Below are 14,249 nucleotides of genomic sequence, written 5' to 3' on the forward strand. Positions count from 1 at the left end.
CGAGGGGCCGTCGGGCTACCCGGACCGCTCAATTCCCAGTAGGTTGGTGCACAAGTGAGCACGTCTGGCGCAGCAACGGTCGAGTTCGACCACGCCCGGAAGGTCTACGACGATGCCGAGCACCCGGCGATCACGGACTTCTCGCTGGAAGTGCCGGCCGGCGAGCTGACGATCTTCATCGGCCCGTCGGGCTCCGGCAAGACGACCGCGATGCGGCTCGTCAACCGCATGATCGAGCTGACCTCGGGCGACGTCAGGGTCGACGGCGTCTCGGTCACCGACCGCCCGGCCGCCGAGCTGCGGCGCGGCATCGGCTACGCGATCCAGCAGATCGGCCTGTTCCCGCACCTGACGGTCGCCGAGAACATCGGGACGGTCCCGAAGCTGCTGGGCTGGGACGACAAGAAGATCGCCAAGCGCTCCGAGGAGCTGCTGGAGCTCGTCTCGCTCGAGCCCGCGATGGCCAGGCGCTACCCCGCGCAGCTCTCCGGCGGCCAGCGCCAGCGCGTCGGCGTCGCCCGCGCCCTGGCGGCCGACCCGCCGCTGCTGCTGATGGACGAGCCGTTCGGCGCGATCGACCCGATCAACCGCAACAGGTTGCAGGAGGAGTTCCGCAAGCTCCAGGCCGACCTCGGCAAGACCGTCATCTTCGTCACCCACGACATCGACGAGGCGCTCAAGCTCGGCCACCACATCGCGGTCATCCGCCCCGGCGGCGTGCTGGCGCAGTTCGCGACGCCCGAGGAGCTGGTCGCCGCGCCCGCCGACGACTTCGTCAAGGAGTTCGTCGGCGTCGACCGCATGGTCGCCCGCCTGGAGTGGCTCCAAGAGGTTCGCGAGGCGCGCCGCGCGTGATCGCCCAGGTCGTCCTCCACCAGCGCGACTCCAGGCACCTGGACTGCGTCCAGAACAACGGCGTCTGCCCGTCGTGGATCGTCCACCACTTCCACCAGTACCTCTCACCCCTCTGGCGCCACCTGGAGCTGACGCTCACCAGCGTCGTCCTGGGGTTCATCATCGCCTTCGCACTCGCGCTGCTGGCCCACGAGAAGCGCTGGCTGACCGGCCCGATCATCGGCGTCACCGGGATCCTCTACACGATCCCGTCGCTGGCGCTGTTCGCGATCCTGATCCCGCTGACCGGCTTCGGCTTCACGACCGCGCTGATCCCGCTGACGACCTACACGTTGCTGATCCTGTTCCGCAACATCGTCGCCGGCCTGGACAACGTCCCGGCCGACGCCAAGGACGCGGCGATCGGGATGGGCCTGACCGACCGCCAGCTGCTGTGGAAGGTCGAGCTGCCGTTGGCGCTGCCCGAGATCATCGCGGGCCTGCGCGTGGCGACCACCACCAATGTGGGTCTCGCAGCGCTCGCGTTCTACGCGGGCGCCGGCGGGCTCGGCCAGCAGATCCTGACCGACATCACGTTCAAGTCCAACATCTTGACCGCCGGGATCCTCTGCGTCCTGCTCGCCTTCGTGCTCGACCTCGCGCTGGTCCTGGCCCAGCGCCTGCTGCTGCCCTGGCAGCGCGTGAAGGGGGCGACCGCGTGAGGGACGCGATCGACTACCTGCTGCACTCGCGCGAGTCGGTCGGCGGCGGTGTCCAGGTCGGCGGCAGCCACCTCTGGCCGCTGCTGTGGACGCACCTGCGCGTGACGTTCGAGGCGATGGTCGTCTCGATCGCGCTGACGCTGCCGATCGCGCTGTGGCTCGGCCACAAGGGCAAGGGCCAGCTCGCGGCCTCGACCGCGGCCAACGTCGGCCGCGCGGTCCCGAGCTTCGCGGTGCTCGTCTTCGCCTCGACCTACCTCGGCCTCAACGCCGGCAACCTCGTCTTCGCGATGGTCCTGCTGGCGATCCCGCCGATCTTCACCAACACCTACGTCGGGATCCGCCAGGTCGATCGCGACGTGGTCGACGCCGCTCGCGGCATGGGCCTCTCCGAGCGCCAGCTCGCCACCCGCGTGGAGCTGCCGCTGGCGCTGCCGCTGATCTTCGGCGGCATCCGGACGTCGGTCGTCAACGTGCTGGCGACCGCCACGCTCGGCCCCTACGTCGGCGTCAACACGCTCGGCGTCCCGATCATCAACGCCAACGTCCACGGCGACGCCGGCCGCCTCGGCACCGCGCTCCTGATCGCGCTGCTGGCGATCGGCGCCGAGCTCATCTTCTCCGCGCTGCAGCGTGCCGTCACGCCGCGCGGCCTCAAGCTCACCCAAGAGAACCACACCCCCAGGAGGATCCGACGCATGCGCTCTCGCAGCGTCGTCGCCCTGCTCGTCTTGGTCTTGGCCTCCTTCGGCCTGGCCGCGTGCGGCAGCGATGACAACAACAGCAACACCACGTCCAGCAACAGCGCCGCCGCCACGACGGCGACGAACGCGCAGGACGCCAGCCTGATCACCAAGAACCCTGACAACGCCTCGAAGCCGCAGGTCACCATCGGCTCGAAGAACTTCACCGAGCAGTTCATCCTCGGCGAGATCTACGCGCAGGCGCTGCAGGCGGCGGGCTACAAGGTCAAGAAGCAGCTCAACCTCGGCTCCGAGCAGATCGCCCTCAGGGCGCTCGACTCGGGCCGCGTCGGCGCGTACCCGGAGTACACGGGCACGATCCTGACGTCGTTCTGCAGGATCAAGGACGCCGACGTCAGCCACGACGCCGACCAGGCCTACACCCAGGCCAAGGAGTGCATGGCCAAGAGGAACATCACGGCCTACAAGCAGTCGCCGTTCACGGACTCCAACGGCTTCGCCGTGACCCAGCAGACCGCCCAGAGGCTCGGCAACATCACCAAGTTGTCGCAGTTGAAGGACAAGGCCCCCACGTTGAAGGTCTCCGGCCCGCCGGAGTGCCAGCAGCGCGTGGACTGCCTGCTCGGCCTGGAGAGGACCTACGGGTTGCACTTCAAGAAGTTCGTGTCGATCGACATCGCCAAGCGTCACGAGGTCATCAAGAACGGCCAGACGGACGTCGGCGAGGTCTTCACGACCGACGGCCAGATCAAGGCGCAGAACGAGGTGCTGCTGCAGGACGACAAGCAGCTGTTCCCGCCCTACAACGCGGTGCTGCTCGCCACGACCAAGGTCGCGGACGCGGCCGGCCCGGACTTCGCGACGACCATCGACAAGGTCACCGCCGGGCTCACGCTGCCGGTCATGCAGGAGCTCAACTCCCGCGTCGACCTCGACAAGCAGACCCCGGCCGCGGTGGCCAGGGAGTACCTGACGGAGTCGCACTTCATCAAGTAGCGAACCCGTCGCGACGTCACGCGCTCCGGGCGCGCGCTGGTCCTAGCGCGCCCGGACCGTGATGTTGCCGACGTCGGTCGTGGCGTCGATCGCCTGCGGCGCGAGGTCGTCGCGGATGACGCCGTCGACCTTGACGTTGCCGCCGCCGTCGGCGTTGGCGTCCACGCGGTACATCCCGTAGGGCACGGTCACCTGGACGTCGCCCGCGTCGGACCTGGCCTCGGTGCGCGTCGGCGAGCCGAAGAGGTCGAGCGACACGTCGCCCGCGTCGGTCGTCGCCTTGACGGTGACGGGCTCAAGGCGGTGGGTGTCGATGTTGCCCGAGTCGGTCTCGATGTCGGCCCGGCCCTGCAGGCCGCGCAGGCTGACGTCGCCGGACTTCGTCCTGATCGCGACGTCGACCTCGGGCGGCGCGTCGATGCTGAGGTTCGAGCGGCAGCGCAGCACGGCCTTGAGGTGGCCGCAGTTGGTGTCGATCTCCAGCACGCCGTCGTGGTAGCGCTCGCGCACGTCGGGGCGGTCGACGAGCCACGCGTCGTGGCGGTGGATGACGACGTCGCCGGTCAGGCCGGCGCTGACGTTGACGTCCCCGTTGTCGGAGTCGATGACGATCCGGTGGACGGGCGAGACGACCGTCGCGAGCGACGTCCGGTCGCGGTGCAGCGCCTCCGAGGCCGCGAACGCGAGCCCGGACAGGACGAGCAGGCCCAGCGCGGCGAAGAGGACGATCCGGATCGTGGACAACGTGGGCGAGAAGGTAGACCGGCCGCGAGGGTCCGGTGGTACGGGTGGCCCCCCTTCTCACATCCCCACTGCAAGGATCCCCCGACGGGGGGATCCCCTGGAAATGGACGCCTTGTGGTGTTCGGCTCGGGCGTCCAGGCGGGCTAGCGCCCGGAGGATCCGAAGCCGTCGGCGCCGCGGTCGTCGGGCGACGGCGGCAGCTCGTCGACGACCTCCAGGCGCGGCGCCCAGAACGGGACCAGCAGCAGCTGGGCGATCCGGTCGCCGACGCCGATCTCCATGTGCGTGTCGGACGCGTTGTGCAGCGCGACCTTGATCTCCCCGCGGTAGTTGGGGTCGATCAGGCCCGGCGAGTTGAGCGGGTGGATCCCGTGGTTGGCGGCCAGGCCGGAGCGCGGCGTGACGAGGCCCGCCACGTGCGGCGGGATCGCGACCGCGACGCCGGTCGCCGTCAGGCGCCGCTCGCCCGGGCCGAGCGTGAACGCCTCGACCGACGACAGGTCGTAGCCGGCGTCGTTGGGTCGCCCGCGCGCGGGCAGCTTGGCGTCGGGGTGCAGCAGGCGGACGTCGAGCGTCTCGGTCGTCGTGATCGCGGCGGTCACGCGATTCATCATCGCGTGCGGTCCCGCCCCGCGCGGGCGCGATTCACGCTCAGACCGCGAAACGCTGATAGCGCTCGGCGATCGCGGCGGGCAGGCGCGCGACGACGTGCACGCCCTCGGGCGTGTCGTCGCGATGCAGGTCGCCGGCCACGTCGTGCAGCTCGGCCAGCCGGCCGCCCTCGGAGTACGGCAGCAGCAGCTCGACCGACTGCAGCGTCCGGGCGAAGGCGGCCTCGATCGCCTCCATGAGGTCCTCCAGGCCGTCGCCGGTCAGCGCGCTCACCTGGACGCCGTCCGGATGGCGGTGGCGCAGCTCGGTGCGCTGCTCGGCGTCGAGCTGGTCGACCTTGTTGACCACCAACAACCGCGGGCGGTCGCCGGCGCCGATCTCCTCCAGCGTGTCCTCGACCGAGCGCAGCATCTCCATGCGGTCGTCCTCCTCGGCGGAGCCGTCGACGACGTGCAGGACGAGGTCGGCGCGGCGCGTCTCCTCCAGCGTCGACTCGAACGCGTCGACCAGCTGGTGGGGCAGCTTGCGGATGAAGCCGACGGTGTCGGTCAGCAGGTACGGGCGCCCGTCGATCGCCAGCTGGCGCGTCGTCGGGTCCAAGGTGTGGAACAACCGGTTGCGGACGCCGACCTCGCTGCCGGTCAGGGCGTTCAACAACGTGGACTTGCCGGCGTTCGTGTAGCCGGCCAGCGCGATCTGCGGCAGGTGCGCGCGCTCGCGCTCGGCGCGCTGGGTCTCGCGCGTCGCCTTGACCTGGTCGAGGCGGCGGCGCAGCGCGGCGATCCGGTCGCGCGCCAGGCGGCGGTCGGTCTCGATCTGCGATTCGCCGGGACCACGGGTCGCGAAGCCGCCGGACGAGACGCCGCCGAGGCGCTCCAGGTGGGTCCAGAGCCCACGCATGCGCGCGAGGTTGTACTCCAGCTGGGCCAGCTCGACCTGCAGCTTGCCCTCGGCCGTGTTGGCGTGCGAGGCGAAGATGTCGAGGATCGTCGCGGTCCGGTCGACGACGGAGATCCCCAGCTCCTTCTCCAGGTTGCGCTCCTGGCGCGGGGACAGCTCGTCGTCGCAGACGACGACGTTGGCGTCGGCGGCCTTGGCGGCGTCCTTGACCTCGAGCAGCTTGCCGGGGCCGAGGTAGGTGTTCGGATGCGGCCTGTCGCGGTGCTGGACGGCCTGGCCGACGACGGCGACGCCCGCGGTGCGCAGCAGCTCGCGCAGCTCGCCGAGGTCGTCGCCGGTCTCCAGCGCGGCGATCAGGTAGGCGCGCTGCTTCGCGCGGCCTTGGGTTGGCGCCGCGCCGTTCCGGGTTGGGGTGTTGCGTCCGTTGCGACCGCGATCCATGTGCCCATTGAGTCTAGGCCCCGCGGCGCTCCGGTTGGGACCTAGTCAGAAGTGGGCTCGAACCTGGACGGGTGTACGACCCTGCCCGGCTGGCCGCGGAGTAGCGTCAGCATTCGAACAGGGAAAGAGGTGGTGGCTGGTGTCGGAACTGCCGGGACGGCCAGAGGACTGGATCCGCATCGGTGCCGCGGCCGCGGCGCTGGGGGTGAGCGTCGACACCTTGCGCCGCTGGGAGCGGGACGGGCGGATCGTGTTCGAGCGCCGGGGCCAGCAGCGCTACCTGCGCGCCGAGGAGCTGGCCGCGCTGCTGCGCGAGCGCGCGCGGGAGGGGCGGTCGTCGGCCCGGAACCGGCTCCAGGGCATCGTCCTGGGCGTGCGCCGCGACGGCGTGATGGCGCAGATCGACATGGCCTGCGGGCCGTACCGGATCGTCTCGCTGATGTCGCGCGAGGCGGCCGACGACCTCGGGATCAAGCCCGGCGATCAGGCCGTCGCGCTGATCAAGTCGACGACGGTCGTGGTGGAGAAGCGCTGACGAGCCGTGCGCGGGCCGGTTGCGGCGGCCTGACGTAGCGGTCCTGCAGGCGCGGGACGGGGACGACGATCACGCCCTCGCGCGGGTCCCCCACCCAGCCGCCCTGCCCGGTGGCGAGCGTGTACGCGGCGTAGGCCGCGGCGGTGGCGTCGAGCTCGTCGACCGTGCGCTGCCAGAGGCCGCCGGCGTCGTCGACGACGCGGCTCTCCTTCAGGATCATGATCCGTTGTTGTAGGCCATGAGGCGTCCGCTTGGGCGGCGGGCGATGGCCGAGCAGCGCGCAGAAGACGGCGTCCGGGTAGGTCTCGGCGACGCGGCCGAGCCGGAGCGCGCCGTCGTGGATCGGGCCTTCGTATTGGCCTTGCGCGGTGGCGGCGTCGGGCGTGAAGCGCTGCAGCGGCTCGAGCGCCGCGAAGAGGTCGAAGCCCTGTTGCATCCAGCCTTGGGCCTGCGTGAGCGCGGCGCCGGAGGCGGGCACCGGGTAGAGCGGCAGGCGCCGGCGGAACAGCACCGTGTCGCAGACGCGCATCGTCTCGTAGCGGCCCTCGGGAAGTTGAAGGACATCCCGCAGCGGCTTGCCCTTCGTCAGCAGGTCCAGCCGCGGCGCGGACGGCGCGTCGATCGCGACGACCGCCTCACCGCCGAACGCCAGGATCGTCTGCGCGACGTCGGCCACCGTCCCGGGCTCGTAGAACGTGGCGACCAGCTCACGCCCGTCGGCGCCACGGCGCTCGTGCAGGGTGACGAGCTGCTGGTTGCCGGGCTTCGCGCTGATGTCCACGCCGCAATACCGCATGATCGCGATGGTCTCCTCCGGAGCTGGCCCGCGCTGTAGCGGGCCGCAGTACCGCATGACCGCCGGGACGGTAGCGTCCCGGCCATGACGGGGGATCGCCTCGCGGCGCGCTTGCTGGAGATCGTCGACATCGCCTCGGAGTCGCGGGACGAGGCGGCGCTGGCGGCGCATGTGCTGGAACAACTCCCGGACGCGCGGGACGCGGGCGACACATGCGTCCTGGCGGGCGTGACGGAGCGGCGGGAGCGGCCGCTGGTGCTGTTCGCGGGGCACCTCGACACGGTGCCGGCGCAGGGCAACTTCCCGGGGCGGCTGGAGGATGGTGTCGTCCACGGGCTCGGCGCGGCGGACATGAAGGCCGGTGTCGCGGTGATGATGGAGCTGGCCCTCGCGGTCGGTTCGCTCGACGCTTCGGTCGACGTCGGGTTCGTCTTCTTCGGGCGCGAGGAACTGCCGTTCGGGGATTCCTCTCTGACGCCGTTGCTGGAGCGCGAGCCGGGGCTGCGCAGCGCGGACCTGGCGATCGTGATGGAGCCGACCGACAACGAGCTGCACGCGGGCTGCGTCGGGAACATCAACGCCACCTGGACGTTCCGGGGCGTCGCGGGTCACAGCGCGCGGCCGTGGCTGGCCGACAACGCGATCCACCGCGCGGGGCGCGGGATCGCGGCGCTCGCGGAGGTCGAGGTGGTCGATCACGTCTTCGCGGGCCTGACGTTCCGCGAGGTCGTCAGCGCCGTGACCGTTCATGGTGGTGTTGCCCGCAACGTCGTCCCGGACGAGTGCGTCGTCGAGGTCAACATGCGCTACGCGCCCGGCACCTCCGCGGCCGACGCCGAGGCCAAGCTGCACGCGCTCTGCGACCCGCACGGCGAGCTGGTCATCGACGGCAACGCGCCGTCCGGGCTGGTCTCGACGGGGCCGCTCGTCGACCGGCTGGTCGCCGCGGGCGACGGGCTGACGCTGGCGCCCAAGCAGGCGTGGACGCCGGTGGCCGAGCTGACCGGCGCGGGCGTCGACGCCATCAACTTCGGTCCGGGCAGGCCGCTGTACGCGCACCGGCGCGACGAGCAGGTCGAGGTGGAGGCCTTGGTCAAGTCCTACAACACGCTGGAGCGGTTCCTGTGCGCCTGAACCCGGTCCTGGAGTCGCTGGGCACCTACCCGTTCGTCAGGCTCGACGACGCGAAGGCGGCGGCGGTCGCGCGCGGCATCGAGCTGATCGACTTCGGGATCGGCGAGCCGCGGGAGGAGACGCCCGAGTTCATCCGGCGCGCGCTGGTCGAGGCGATCGAGCCGGTGTCGACGTACCCGAAGGCCGTGGGGCTGCCGGTGCTGCGCGAGGCCGTCGCGGCGTGGATCGGGCGGCGCTACGGCGTGACGGTCGATCCGGATACGCAGGTCCTCCCCACGCTCGGGTCCAAGGAGGTGATCTTCTCGATGTCCGAGGTGGTCGACGGCGCGGTCGGCGTCACGTCCCCGGGCTATCCGGTGGCGGCGCGGTCGGCGCTGTTCGCGGGGCGCGAGGTCGTGGAGTTCCCGTTGGACGCCGCCTCCGGCTTCCTGCCCGACCTCGACGCGGTCGGGGCCGACGTGTGGGCGCGCCTCGGCGTGCTGTGGCTCAACTACCCCAACAACCCGACGGGCGCGGTCGCGCCGCCGGCGTTCCTGGAGCGCGCGGCGGCGCTGGCGCGCGAGCACGACTTCCTGCTCGCCTGCGACGAGGCCTACAGCGAGCTGTGGTTCCGCGGCGACGCGCCGGCGTCCGGGCTCCAGGTCGGCGACCTGACCAACGTGGTGGTGTTGAACACGCTGTCGAAGCGCTCGTCGATGCCGGGGTATCGGTCCGGGTTCGTCGCGGGCGACGCGCGGCTGATCGCGGCGCTGAAGCAGTACCGGCCCAACGTCGGCGTCGCGCCGCAGGAGCCGATCCAGCTCGCGGCGGTCGCGGCCTGGAACGACGAAGCGCACGTGGTCGAGGTCCGCGACCGCTACCGGCGCAAGCGCGACCTGCTCTGGCCCGCGCTACAGGACGCGGGCTTCCGCGACGCGGGCGGGCCGGCGACGTTCTTCCTGTGGTTGGAGACGCCCGGCGGCGAGGACGCCGAGGCGTGCGCGGTCCGGCTGCTGGAGCACGGGATCGTCTGCGCGCCCGGGTCGTTCTTCGGCCCCGGGGGCGCGGGGCACGTCCGGTTCGCGCTGGCGCCGACGCCGGAGGCCTGCGCGGCCGCGGCGCACCGCCTGAAGGGCTAGACCTCCCGGAACCCCTACGCGTTGCTGTGGAGAGCGGCGTTGAGGCCGGTCCAGGCGGAGTCCGAGCGGGCGAGCACTTGGACGGCGCCTGACTCGGAGTTGCGGCGGAACAGGAGGCTCGGCTTCCCGGAGAGCTCGCGGGCCTTGATCACTTCGCCTTCCGGCGTGGTGACGCGGGTTCCGGCGGTCAGGTAGAGGCCGGCTTCGACGATGCAGTCGTCGCCGAGCGAGATCCCGAGGCCGGCGTTGGCGCCGATCAGGGAGCCGGTCCCGACCGAGATGACGTCCCTGCCGCCGCCGCTGAGCGTGCCCATGATCGAGGCGCCGCCGCCGATGTCGCTGCCGTCGCCGACGACGACGCCCTGGCTGATGCGGCCCTCGACCATCGAGTGGCCGAGCGTCCCGGCGTTGAAGTTCACGAAGCCCTCGTGCATGACCGTCGTGCCCTCGGCGAGGTGCGCGCCGAGGCGGACGCGGCGGGCGTCGGCGATCCGGACCCCGGCAGGCGCGACGTAGTCGGTCATCTGCGGGAACTTGTCGACGGAGACGACCGTCAGCTGACGGTCCAGCGCGCGGGCGCGAAGGCGGGCGGAGTCGAGGTCGGCGGGATCGACCGGGCCGCGGTTGGTCCAGGCGACGTTCGGCAGGACGCCGAAGATCCCGTCCAGGTTGATGGTGTTGGGCTGGACGAGCCGGTGGCTCAGCAGGTGCAGGCGCAGGTACGCCTCGTGCGTGTCCTGGGGCGGGCTGGCGAGGTCCTCGATGACCGTCAGGACCGGCACGACCGTGACGTTGCGCAGCTCGTCCGCCCCGACCGCGCCAGCGAACGCGCCGCCGCCGAGATCGGTCGCCTCGGCGGTCCGGAGCGTCCGCGTCCCACCCGGCGCCGGCCGCTTCTCGGGCGCGCCGTCGAGGCCGAGCTGCGGCCGCAGGTAGAGCGTGTCCAGGACCTTCGGCTCATCGCCCGTCGTGATCGTGGCGAGACCAACGGCCCACGCGGGCCCGGAGATGCGCTGCGGCTGCTGAGTCATCGCCCGGGACGATAGTCGCCGAGGCCGGAGCAGCGCACCCTCGCGGGCGCGCGGCCCCTCCGGCCGCGCCGCGGTCAGTCCAGCTCGGCGAGGTCGGCGAGCAGTGCGTCGCTTGCGGTTCCGGCGTAGACCGGCACGGCCCAGCCGGTCAGCGTGAAGAGCAGCGCCTCGTCGACGTCGACGGTCAGCTCGCCGCCGTCCAGGACCACCGTCACCGGGGAATCCCCACCGTTGAGGACATGGGCGATCGCCGCGCCCGAGGCGCCGGTGCCAGACGCAGATGTCTCCCCCACGCCGCGCTCGAAGATCCGGGCGCGGATGCGGTCCGGGGCGAGCGGCCGGTAGAACGACACGTTGGTCCGGTTCGGGAACGCGGCGTGCGTCTCGATGCCGGGCCCGATCTCCCGGAGCTGCAGCTCCTCGAGCTCGTCGAGGTCCGGGATCGCGATCGCCGCCTGCGGGTTACCGACCTGCAGGTGCTGGAAGTTCCAGACGTGGCCGTCGGCCGTGGTGACCTGGCCGCGGCCGTCGGCGGCGCCGTCGGGGTAGTCGCCGGAGGTCAGGCGCGCGCGGCCCATCGCGAGCGTGCAGGTCCGGTCGTCGTGGATCGTCGGGCGGATCTCGCCGGCGCGGGTCTGGATGCTGAACTCGCGCTGGTCGGTCCAGCCGCGGTGGAAGAGGTACATGACGGCCTCGCGCGCGCCGTTGCCGCTCAGCTCGGCCTCGCTGCCGTCGGGGTTGAAGATCCGCAGGCGGGCGACGAACCCGGGCTCGTCGGGCGGCGACAGCTCCAGGATGCCGTCGCCGCCGATCCCGAAGTGGTAGTCGCAGATGCGCTGCACGCGCGCGGGCGTGAGCGCCCACGGGAGCGCGTCGCGCTCGATGATGATGTAGTCGTTGCCCAGCGCCTGCCACTTCTCGAATCGCATGGTGGGCGCGGACGCTACCGGCTAGGTGCCGCCGACGATCTCCGCGGCGGCCTCCGCGGCGGTGCGGCCGGTGAGGTCGACGTGCTCGACGCCCGGGAGCTTGCGCAGCCACGTCAGCTGGCGGCGGGCGTACTGGCGGGTGCGGGTCTTCATCGTGTCGACCTCGCCGGCGAGCAGCTCCTGGTAGCCGACGGCCTTGCGGGCGGTGGCCGAGGCGCCGAGCTGCTCGGCGTGGAGGACCTGCGCGCGGGCGCCGGCGGCGACCATCGCGTCGACGCGCGCGTCGATGCGGGACTTGAGGAGGTCGCGGTCCATGGTCAGCGCGATCAGGCGCGTGGGGAGCCGCGTGTCCTGGGTCCAGAGCTGGTTGTTGGTGGTGTTGCCGTCCGTGAGCGCGCCCTGGGCGGCGAGCTCCAGCGCCCGGACGATCCGGTGGCGGTCGTTGGGGTCGATCGCCGCGGCCGTCGCGGGCGCCGCGCGTGCCAGCTCATCATGGAGCTGTTGGGCGCCTTGTTGATGGAGTCGCTCCATCAGCGCCTCCCGGACACCGGGCTCGGGCGGTGGCTTGAGGTCGAGCTGCGCGAGCGCGGCCCGCAGGTACAGCCCGGTCCCGCCGACGACGATCGGGACGCCGCCGTCGTTGATGATGTCGTCGATCTCGGCGTGGGCGCGGCGGGCGTACTCGGCGACGCTGAACGTCTCGGTGACGGGGATGACCGAGACCATCCGGTGCTCGAGCCGGCGCTGCTCTTCGGGCGACGCGGCGCCGGTGAGGATCTCGAGGCCCTCGTAGACCTGCAGCGCGTCGGCGCTGACGGCGACCGGGCGCCGGCCCCGCGCGCGCAGGATCTCCGCGACCTCGATCGCCACCTCCGTCTTGCCGACCCCGGTGGGACCGAACAGCGCGAGAACCGTCACGCCCCACAGTCTGCCGCGCGGCGCGGCCCGACCACCCGGCCAGGTGGTGCGGCGCCGTGCCGTACGCCACCGCTCGCCGGCCGGGCATGCAAGAGTGCGCGGCATGGAACTCCGAGGCACTTCGGTTCTGCTCACCGGCGCGACGGGTGGCATCGGCCACGCGATCGCCCGCGCGCTGCACGGACAGGGCGCGTCGCTGCTGCTCTCCGGGCGGCGGACGGACGTCCTCGAGCCGCTCGCCGCGGAGGTCGGTGGCCGGGCGACGGCGGTCGACCTCTCCGATCGCGCGGCGGTCGAGCGCCTGCTGGACGAGGCTGCGGACGTCGACATCCTCGTCGCCAACGCGGCGCTGCCCGCCTCGGGCGACGTGCTCGACTTCAGCGTCGACCAGATCGACCGCGCGCTGGAGGTCAACCTGCGTGCGCCGATCATCATGTCGCGCGTGCTCGGCGAGCGGATGGCGGCGCGGCGCAGCGGCCACATCGTCCTGATCTCGTCGCTGAGCGGGAAGTCCGGCCAGGCGGCGAGCTCGATCTACAGCGCCACGAAGTTCGGCCTGCGTGGGTTCGGCCAGGGCCTGCGCGGCGACCTCGCCCCGCGTGGTGTCGGCGTGAGCGTCGTGTTCCCTGGCTTCATCCGCGACGCCGGCATGTTCCACGAGTCGGGCGCGAAGCTGCCGAAGGGTGTCGGCACCTCGACCCCCGAGCAGGTCGCCGCCGCCGTCCTGCGGGCGATCACCGCCGATAAGGGCGAGCTCGACGTCGCCCCCGTCGGCATGCGCGCCGGCACCGCCTTCGCCCAGATCGCCCCGGAGATCTCCGCGAAGGTCGCCAAGCGCCTGGGCGGCGACAAGGTCGCAGCCCAGCTGGCGAGCGGCCAGGCGGACAAGCGCTGACCGCGTAGCGACCGCGCGGGGCGGGCGGCGCGGAGTCATCGCAGAGCGACCGCTCGCGAGGCCGAGCGGTCGCGGCGAGGCGGCGCGACCGGCGAGCGGCGCTAGGCCGCCTCTGCGCGCCGCGTCTCGTTTGCCAGCGCGTGCAGGACCTCGGAGGACAGGCGGGCGCCTTCCAGTGGGTCCTCGGGGGAGACGCCGATGCGGACGACGGTCTCGTCGCCGTCGATCTCCTCGAGGGCGACGCGGGGCTTGTCGCGCATGGGTGTGTCGATGGTCTGCTCCAGCAGCGTCTGGATGTCGACCGGTGTCACGCCCGGGCGCAGACGGGCGCGGAGGTCGACGCCTGCGGGCTCGTGGAGTGGGATCACCGCTACCGAGAGGACGACGTTGTTGGGGACCATGATCTGGTTCTCGCCATCGGAGAAGGTGGTGTACAAGAGCCCGAGCGAGCTGACGACGCCGACGATCTGGCCGGCGAGGCCGCCGCCCTGCAGCCGGACGCGATCGCCGACGCGGAACGGCCGCGCGCTCAGCAGGACCAGCCCGGCGAACAGGTTGCCGAACGTCTGCTGTGCGGCGAGACCGAGGATGACCGCGGTGAACGCACCGCCGACGGCCAGCGTCCGCGGGTCCAGGCCCGCGACCCGGAGCGCCACCAGCACCGACGCGATGATCGTGAAGAAGCGCACCAGGAACCCGACGGTGCCCGCGGTCCCGGGATCCAGCCGCCGGAACAGCGTCGGCCCGGCAGCGCGCCCGAGGTCACGCGCGAACTGCCAGCCGAGCGCCACCAGCGCGATCACCGTCGCGATCCGGATCGGGTCGTCGACCCCGAACAGCTTCTCGCGGTAGGAGTACAGGACCAACACGCCGGCGATCATCGGCAGCAGCAGCAGGGTCTGGATCCGCGCGCGCTTCACGGCGCGGGAGCTGAGCTGAC

Annotated in this window: 15 protein-coding genes; 7 read left to right on the forward strand and 8 right to left on the reverse strand. The window is 71.9% G+C overall.

Annotated elements, in window-relative coordinates; all coding sequences use genetic code 11:
- The first annotated feature begins 54 nt into the window (after positions 1-54).
- The 3 genes from H030_RS33860 to H030_RS0120285 are packed head-to-tail and all read left to right on the forward strand — an operon-like array spanning position 55 to position 3,256.
- Complete coding sequence (locus tag H030_RS33860) at positions 55-855, forward strand: ABC transporter ATP-binding protein (protein WP_051223228.1); 801 nt, start codon at positions 55-57, stop codon at positions 853-855.
- On the forward strand, positions 852-1,556 hold the full coding sequence (locus tag H030_RS0120280; RefSeq protein WP_196809206.1) for an ABC transporter permease: 705 nt from the start codon (positions 852-854) through the stop codon (positions 1,554-1,556). The genes H030_RS33860 and H030_RS0120280 overlap by 4 nt, the downstream gene beginning before the upstream one ends.
- Entirely contained in the window at positions 1,553-3,256 is a 1,704-nt protein-coding gene (locus H030_RS0120285; protein WP_027007453.1) for a glycine betaine ABC transporter substrate-binding protein, read from the forward strand. The genes H030_RS0120280 and H030_RS0120285 overlap by 4 nt, the downstream gene beginning before the upstream one ends.
- Before the next feature lie 42 nt (positions 3,257-3,298).
- Here H030_RS0120285 and H030_RS0120290 read toward each other — a convergent pair whose 3' ends face one another.
- The 3 genes from H030_RS0120290 to hflX form a co-directional block, all read right to left on the reverse strand.
- Positions 3,299-4,000, reverse strand: coding sequence for a DUF4097 family beta strand repeat-containing protein (locus tag H030_RS0120290; protein WP_027007454.1), 702 nt, complete (start codon positions 3,998-4,000; stop codon positions 3,299-3,301).
- A gap of 143 nt (positions 4,001-4,143) precedes the next feature.
- Positions 4,144-4,602 carry a dUTP diphosphatase gene (gene dut / locus H030_RS0120295; protein ID WP_231398487.1) on the reverse strand — a complete coding sequence of 153 codons (459 nt, stop codon included), beginning with the start codon at positions 4,600-4,602 and terminating at the stop codon, positions 4,144-4,146.
- A 49-nt stretch (positions 4,603-4,651) separates the two neighbouring features.
- Positions 4,652-5,953, reverse strand: a complete 1,302-nt coding sequence (gene hflX, locus H030_RS0120300; protein ID WP_027007456.1) for a GTPase HflX — start codon at positions 5,951-5,953, stop codon at positions 4,652-4,654.
- A gap of 139 nt (positions 5,954-6,092) precedes the next feature.
- On the opposite strand from hflX, the gene H030_RS0120305 reads away from it, so the two are divergent.
- A complete protein-coding gene (locus H030_RS0120305) occupies positions 6,093-6,488 on the forward strand; it encodes a TOBE domain-containing protein (protein WP_231398488.1) in 396 nt (131 codons plus the stop codon).
- Here H030_RS0120305 and H030_RS0120310 read toward each other — a convergent pair.
- On the reverse strand, positions 6,454-7,269 hold the full coding sequence (locus H030_RS0120310; protein ID WP_027007458.1) for a DUF429 domain-containing protein: 816 nt from the start codon (positions 7,267-7,269) through the stop codon (positions 6,454-6,456). The genes H030_RS0120305 and H030_RS0120310 overlap by 35 nt on opposite strands.
- Before the next feature lie 99 nt (positions 7,270-7,368).
- Here H030_RS0120310 and dapE point away from each other — a divergent pair, with 99 nt between their 5' ends.
- On the forward strand, positions 7,369-8,418 hold the full coding sequence (gene dapE / locus H030_RS33865) for a succinyl-diaminopimelate desuccinylase (protein ID WP_051223231.1): 1,050 nt from the start codon (positions 7,369-7,371) through the stop codon (positions 8,416-8,418).
- Positions 8,409-9,536: a pyridoxal phosphate-dependent aminotransferase gene (locus tag H030_RS33870; protein ID WP_081690972.1), complete on the forward strand. Its 1,128-nt coding sequence runs from the start codon at positions 8,409-8,411 to the stop codon at positions 9,534-9,536. The genes dapE and H030_RS33870 overlap by 10 nt, the downstream gene beginning before the upstream one ends.
- 14 nt (positions 9,537-9,550) lie before the next feature.
- On the opposite strand, the gene dapD is transcribed toward H030_RS33870, so the two are convergent.
- The 3 genes from dapD to miaA all read right to left on the reverse strand — a co-directional run bounded on the left by dapD (position 9,551) and on the right by miaA (position 12,414).
- The gene (gene dapD / locus H030_RS0120325; protein ID WP_027007459.1) at positions 9,551-10,567 is read right to left on the reverse strand and encodes a 2,3,4,5-tetrahydropyridine-2,6-dicarboxylate N-succinyltransferase; all 1,017 of its coding nucleotides are present in this window, start codon (positions 10,565-10,567) and stop codon (positions 9,551-9,553) included.
- A 74-nt stretch (positions 10,568-10,641) separates the two neighbouring features.
- Positions 10,642-11,496 carry a diaminopimelate epimerase gene (gene dapF / locus H030_RS0120330; RefSeq protein ID WP_027007460.1) on the reverse strand — a complete coding sequence of 285 codons (855 nt, stop codon included), beginning with the start codon at positions 11,494-11,496 and terminating at the stop codon, positions 10,642-10,644.
- Positions 11,497-11,517: 21 nt separating this feature from the next.
- Complete coding sequence (gene miaA, locus H030_RS0120335; RefSeq protein WP_231398489.1) at positions 11,518-12,414, reverse strand: tRNA (adenosine(37)-N6)-dimethylallyltransferase MiaA; 897 nt, start codon at positions 12,412-12,414, stop codon at positions 11,518-11,520.
- Between the two features lie 103 nt (positions 12,415-12,517).
- On the opposite strand from miaA, the gene H030_RS0120340 reads away from it, so the two are divergent.
- Positions 12,518-13,309 (forward strand): SDR family NAD(P)-dependent oxidoreductase, encoded by a 792-nt coding sequence (locus tag H030_RS0120340; protein ID WP_027007462.1) that lies wholly within the window; start codon positions 12,518-12,520, stop codon positions 13,307-13,309.
- Between the two features lie 101 nt (positions 13,310-13,410).
- On the opposite strand, the gene H030_RS37605 is transcribed toward H030_RS0120340, so the two are convergent.
- The gene (locus H030_RS37605; RefSeq protein ID WP_051223233.1) at positions 13,411-14,229 is read right to left on the reverse strand and encodes a mechanosensitive ion channel domain-containing protein; all 819 of its coding nucleotides are present in this window, start codon (positions 14,227-14,229) and stop codon (positions 13,411-13,413) included.
- Between the last annotated feature and the right edge of the window lie 20 nt (positions 14,230-14,249).

The sequence above is a fragment of the Conexibacter woesei Iso977N genome (genome assembly GCF_000424625.1).
Classification (GTDB): Bacteria; Actinomycetota; Thermoleophilia; order Solirubrobacterales; family Solirubrobacteraceae; genus Baekduia; species Baekduia woesei_A.

Bases quoted from the DNA above. Each gene is read 5' to 3' on its own strand.
- hflX (WP_027007456.1), bottom strand. From the start codon at position 5,953: ATGGATCGCGGTCGCAACGGACGCAACACCCCAACCCGGAACGGCGCG.
- dapE (WP_051223231.1), top strand. From the start codon at position 7,369: ATGACGGGGGATCGCCTCGCGGCGCGCTTGCTGGAGATCGTCGACATC.
- dapD (WP_027007459.1), bottom strand. From the start codon at position 10,567: ATGACTCAGCAGCCGCAGCGCATCTCCGGGCCCGCGTGGGCCGTTGGT.
- dapF (WP_027007460.1), bottom strand. From the start codon at position 11,496: ATGCGATTCGAGAAGTGGCAGGCGCTGGGCAACGACTACATCATCATC.
- H030_RS0120340 (WP_027007462.1), top strand. From the start codon at position 12,518: ATGGAACTCCGAGGCACTTCGGTTCTGCTCACCGGCGCGACGGGTGGC.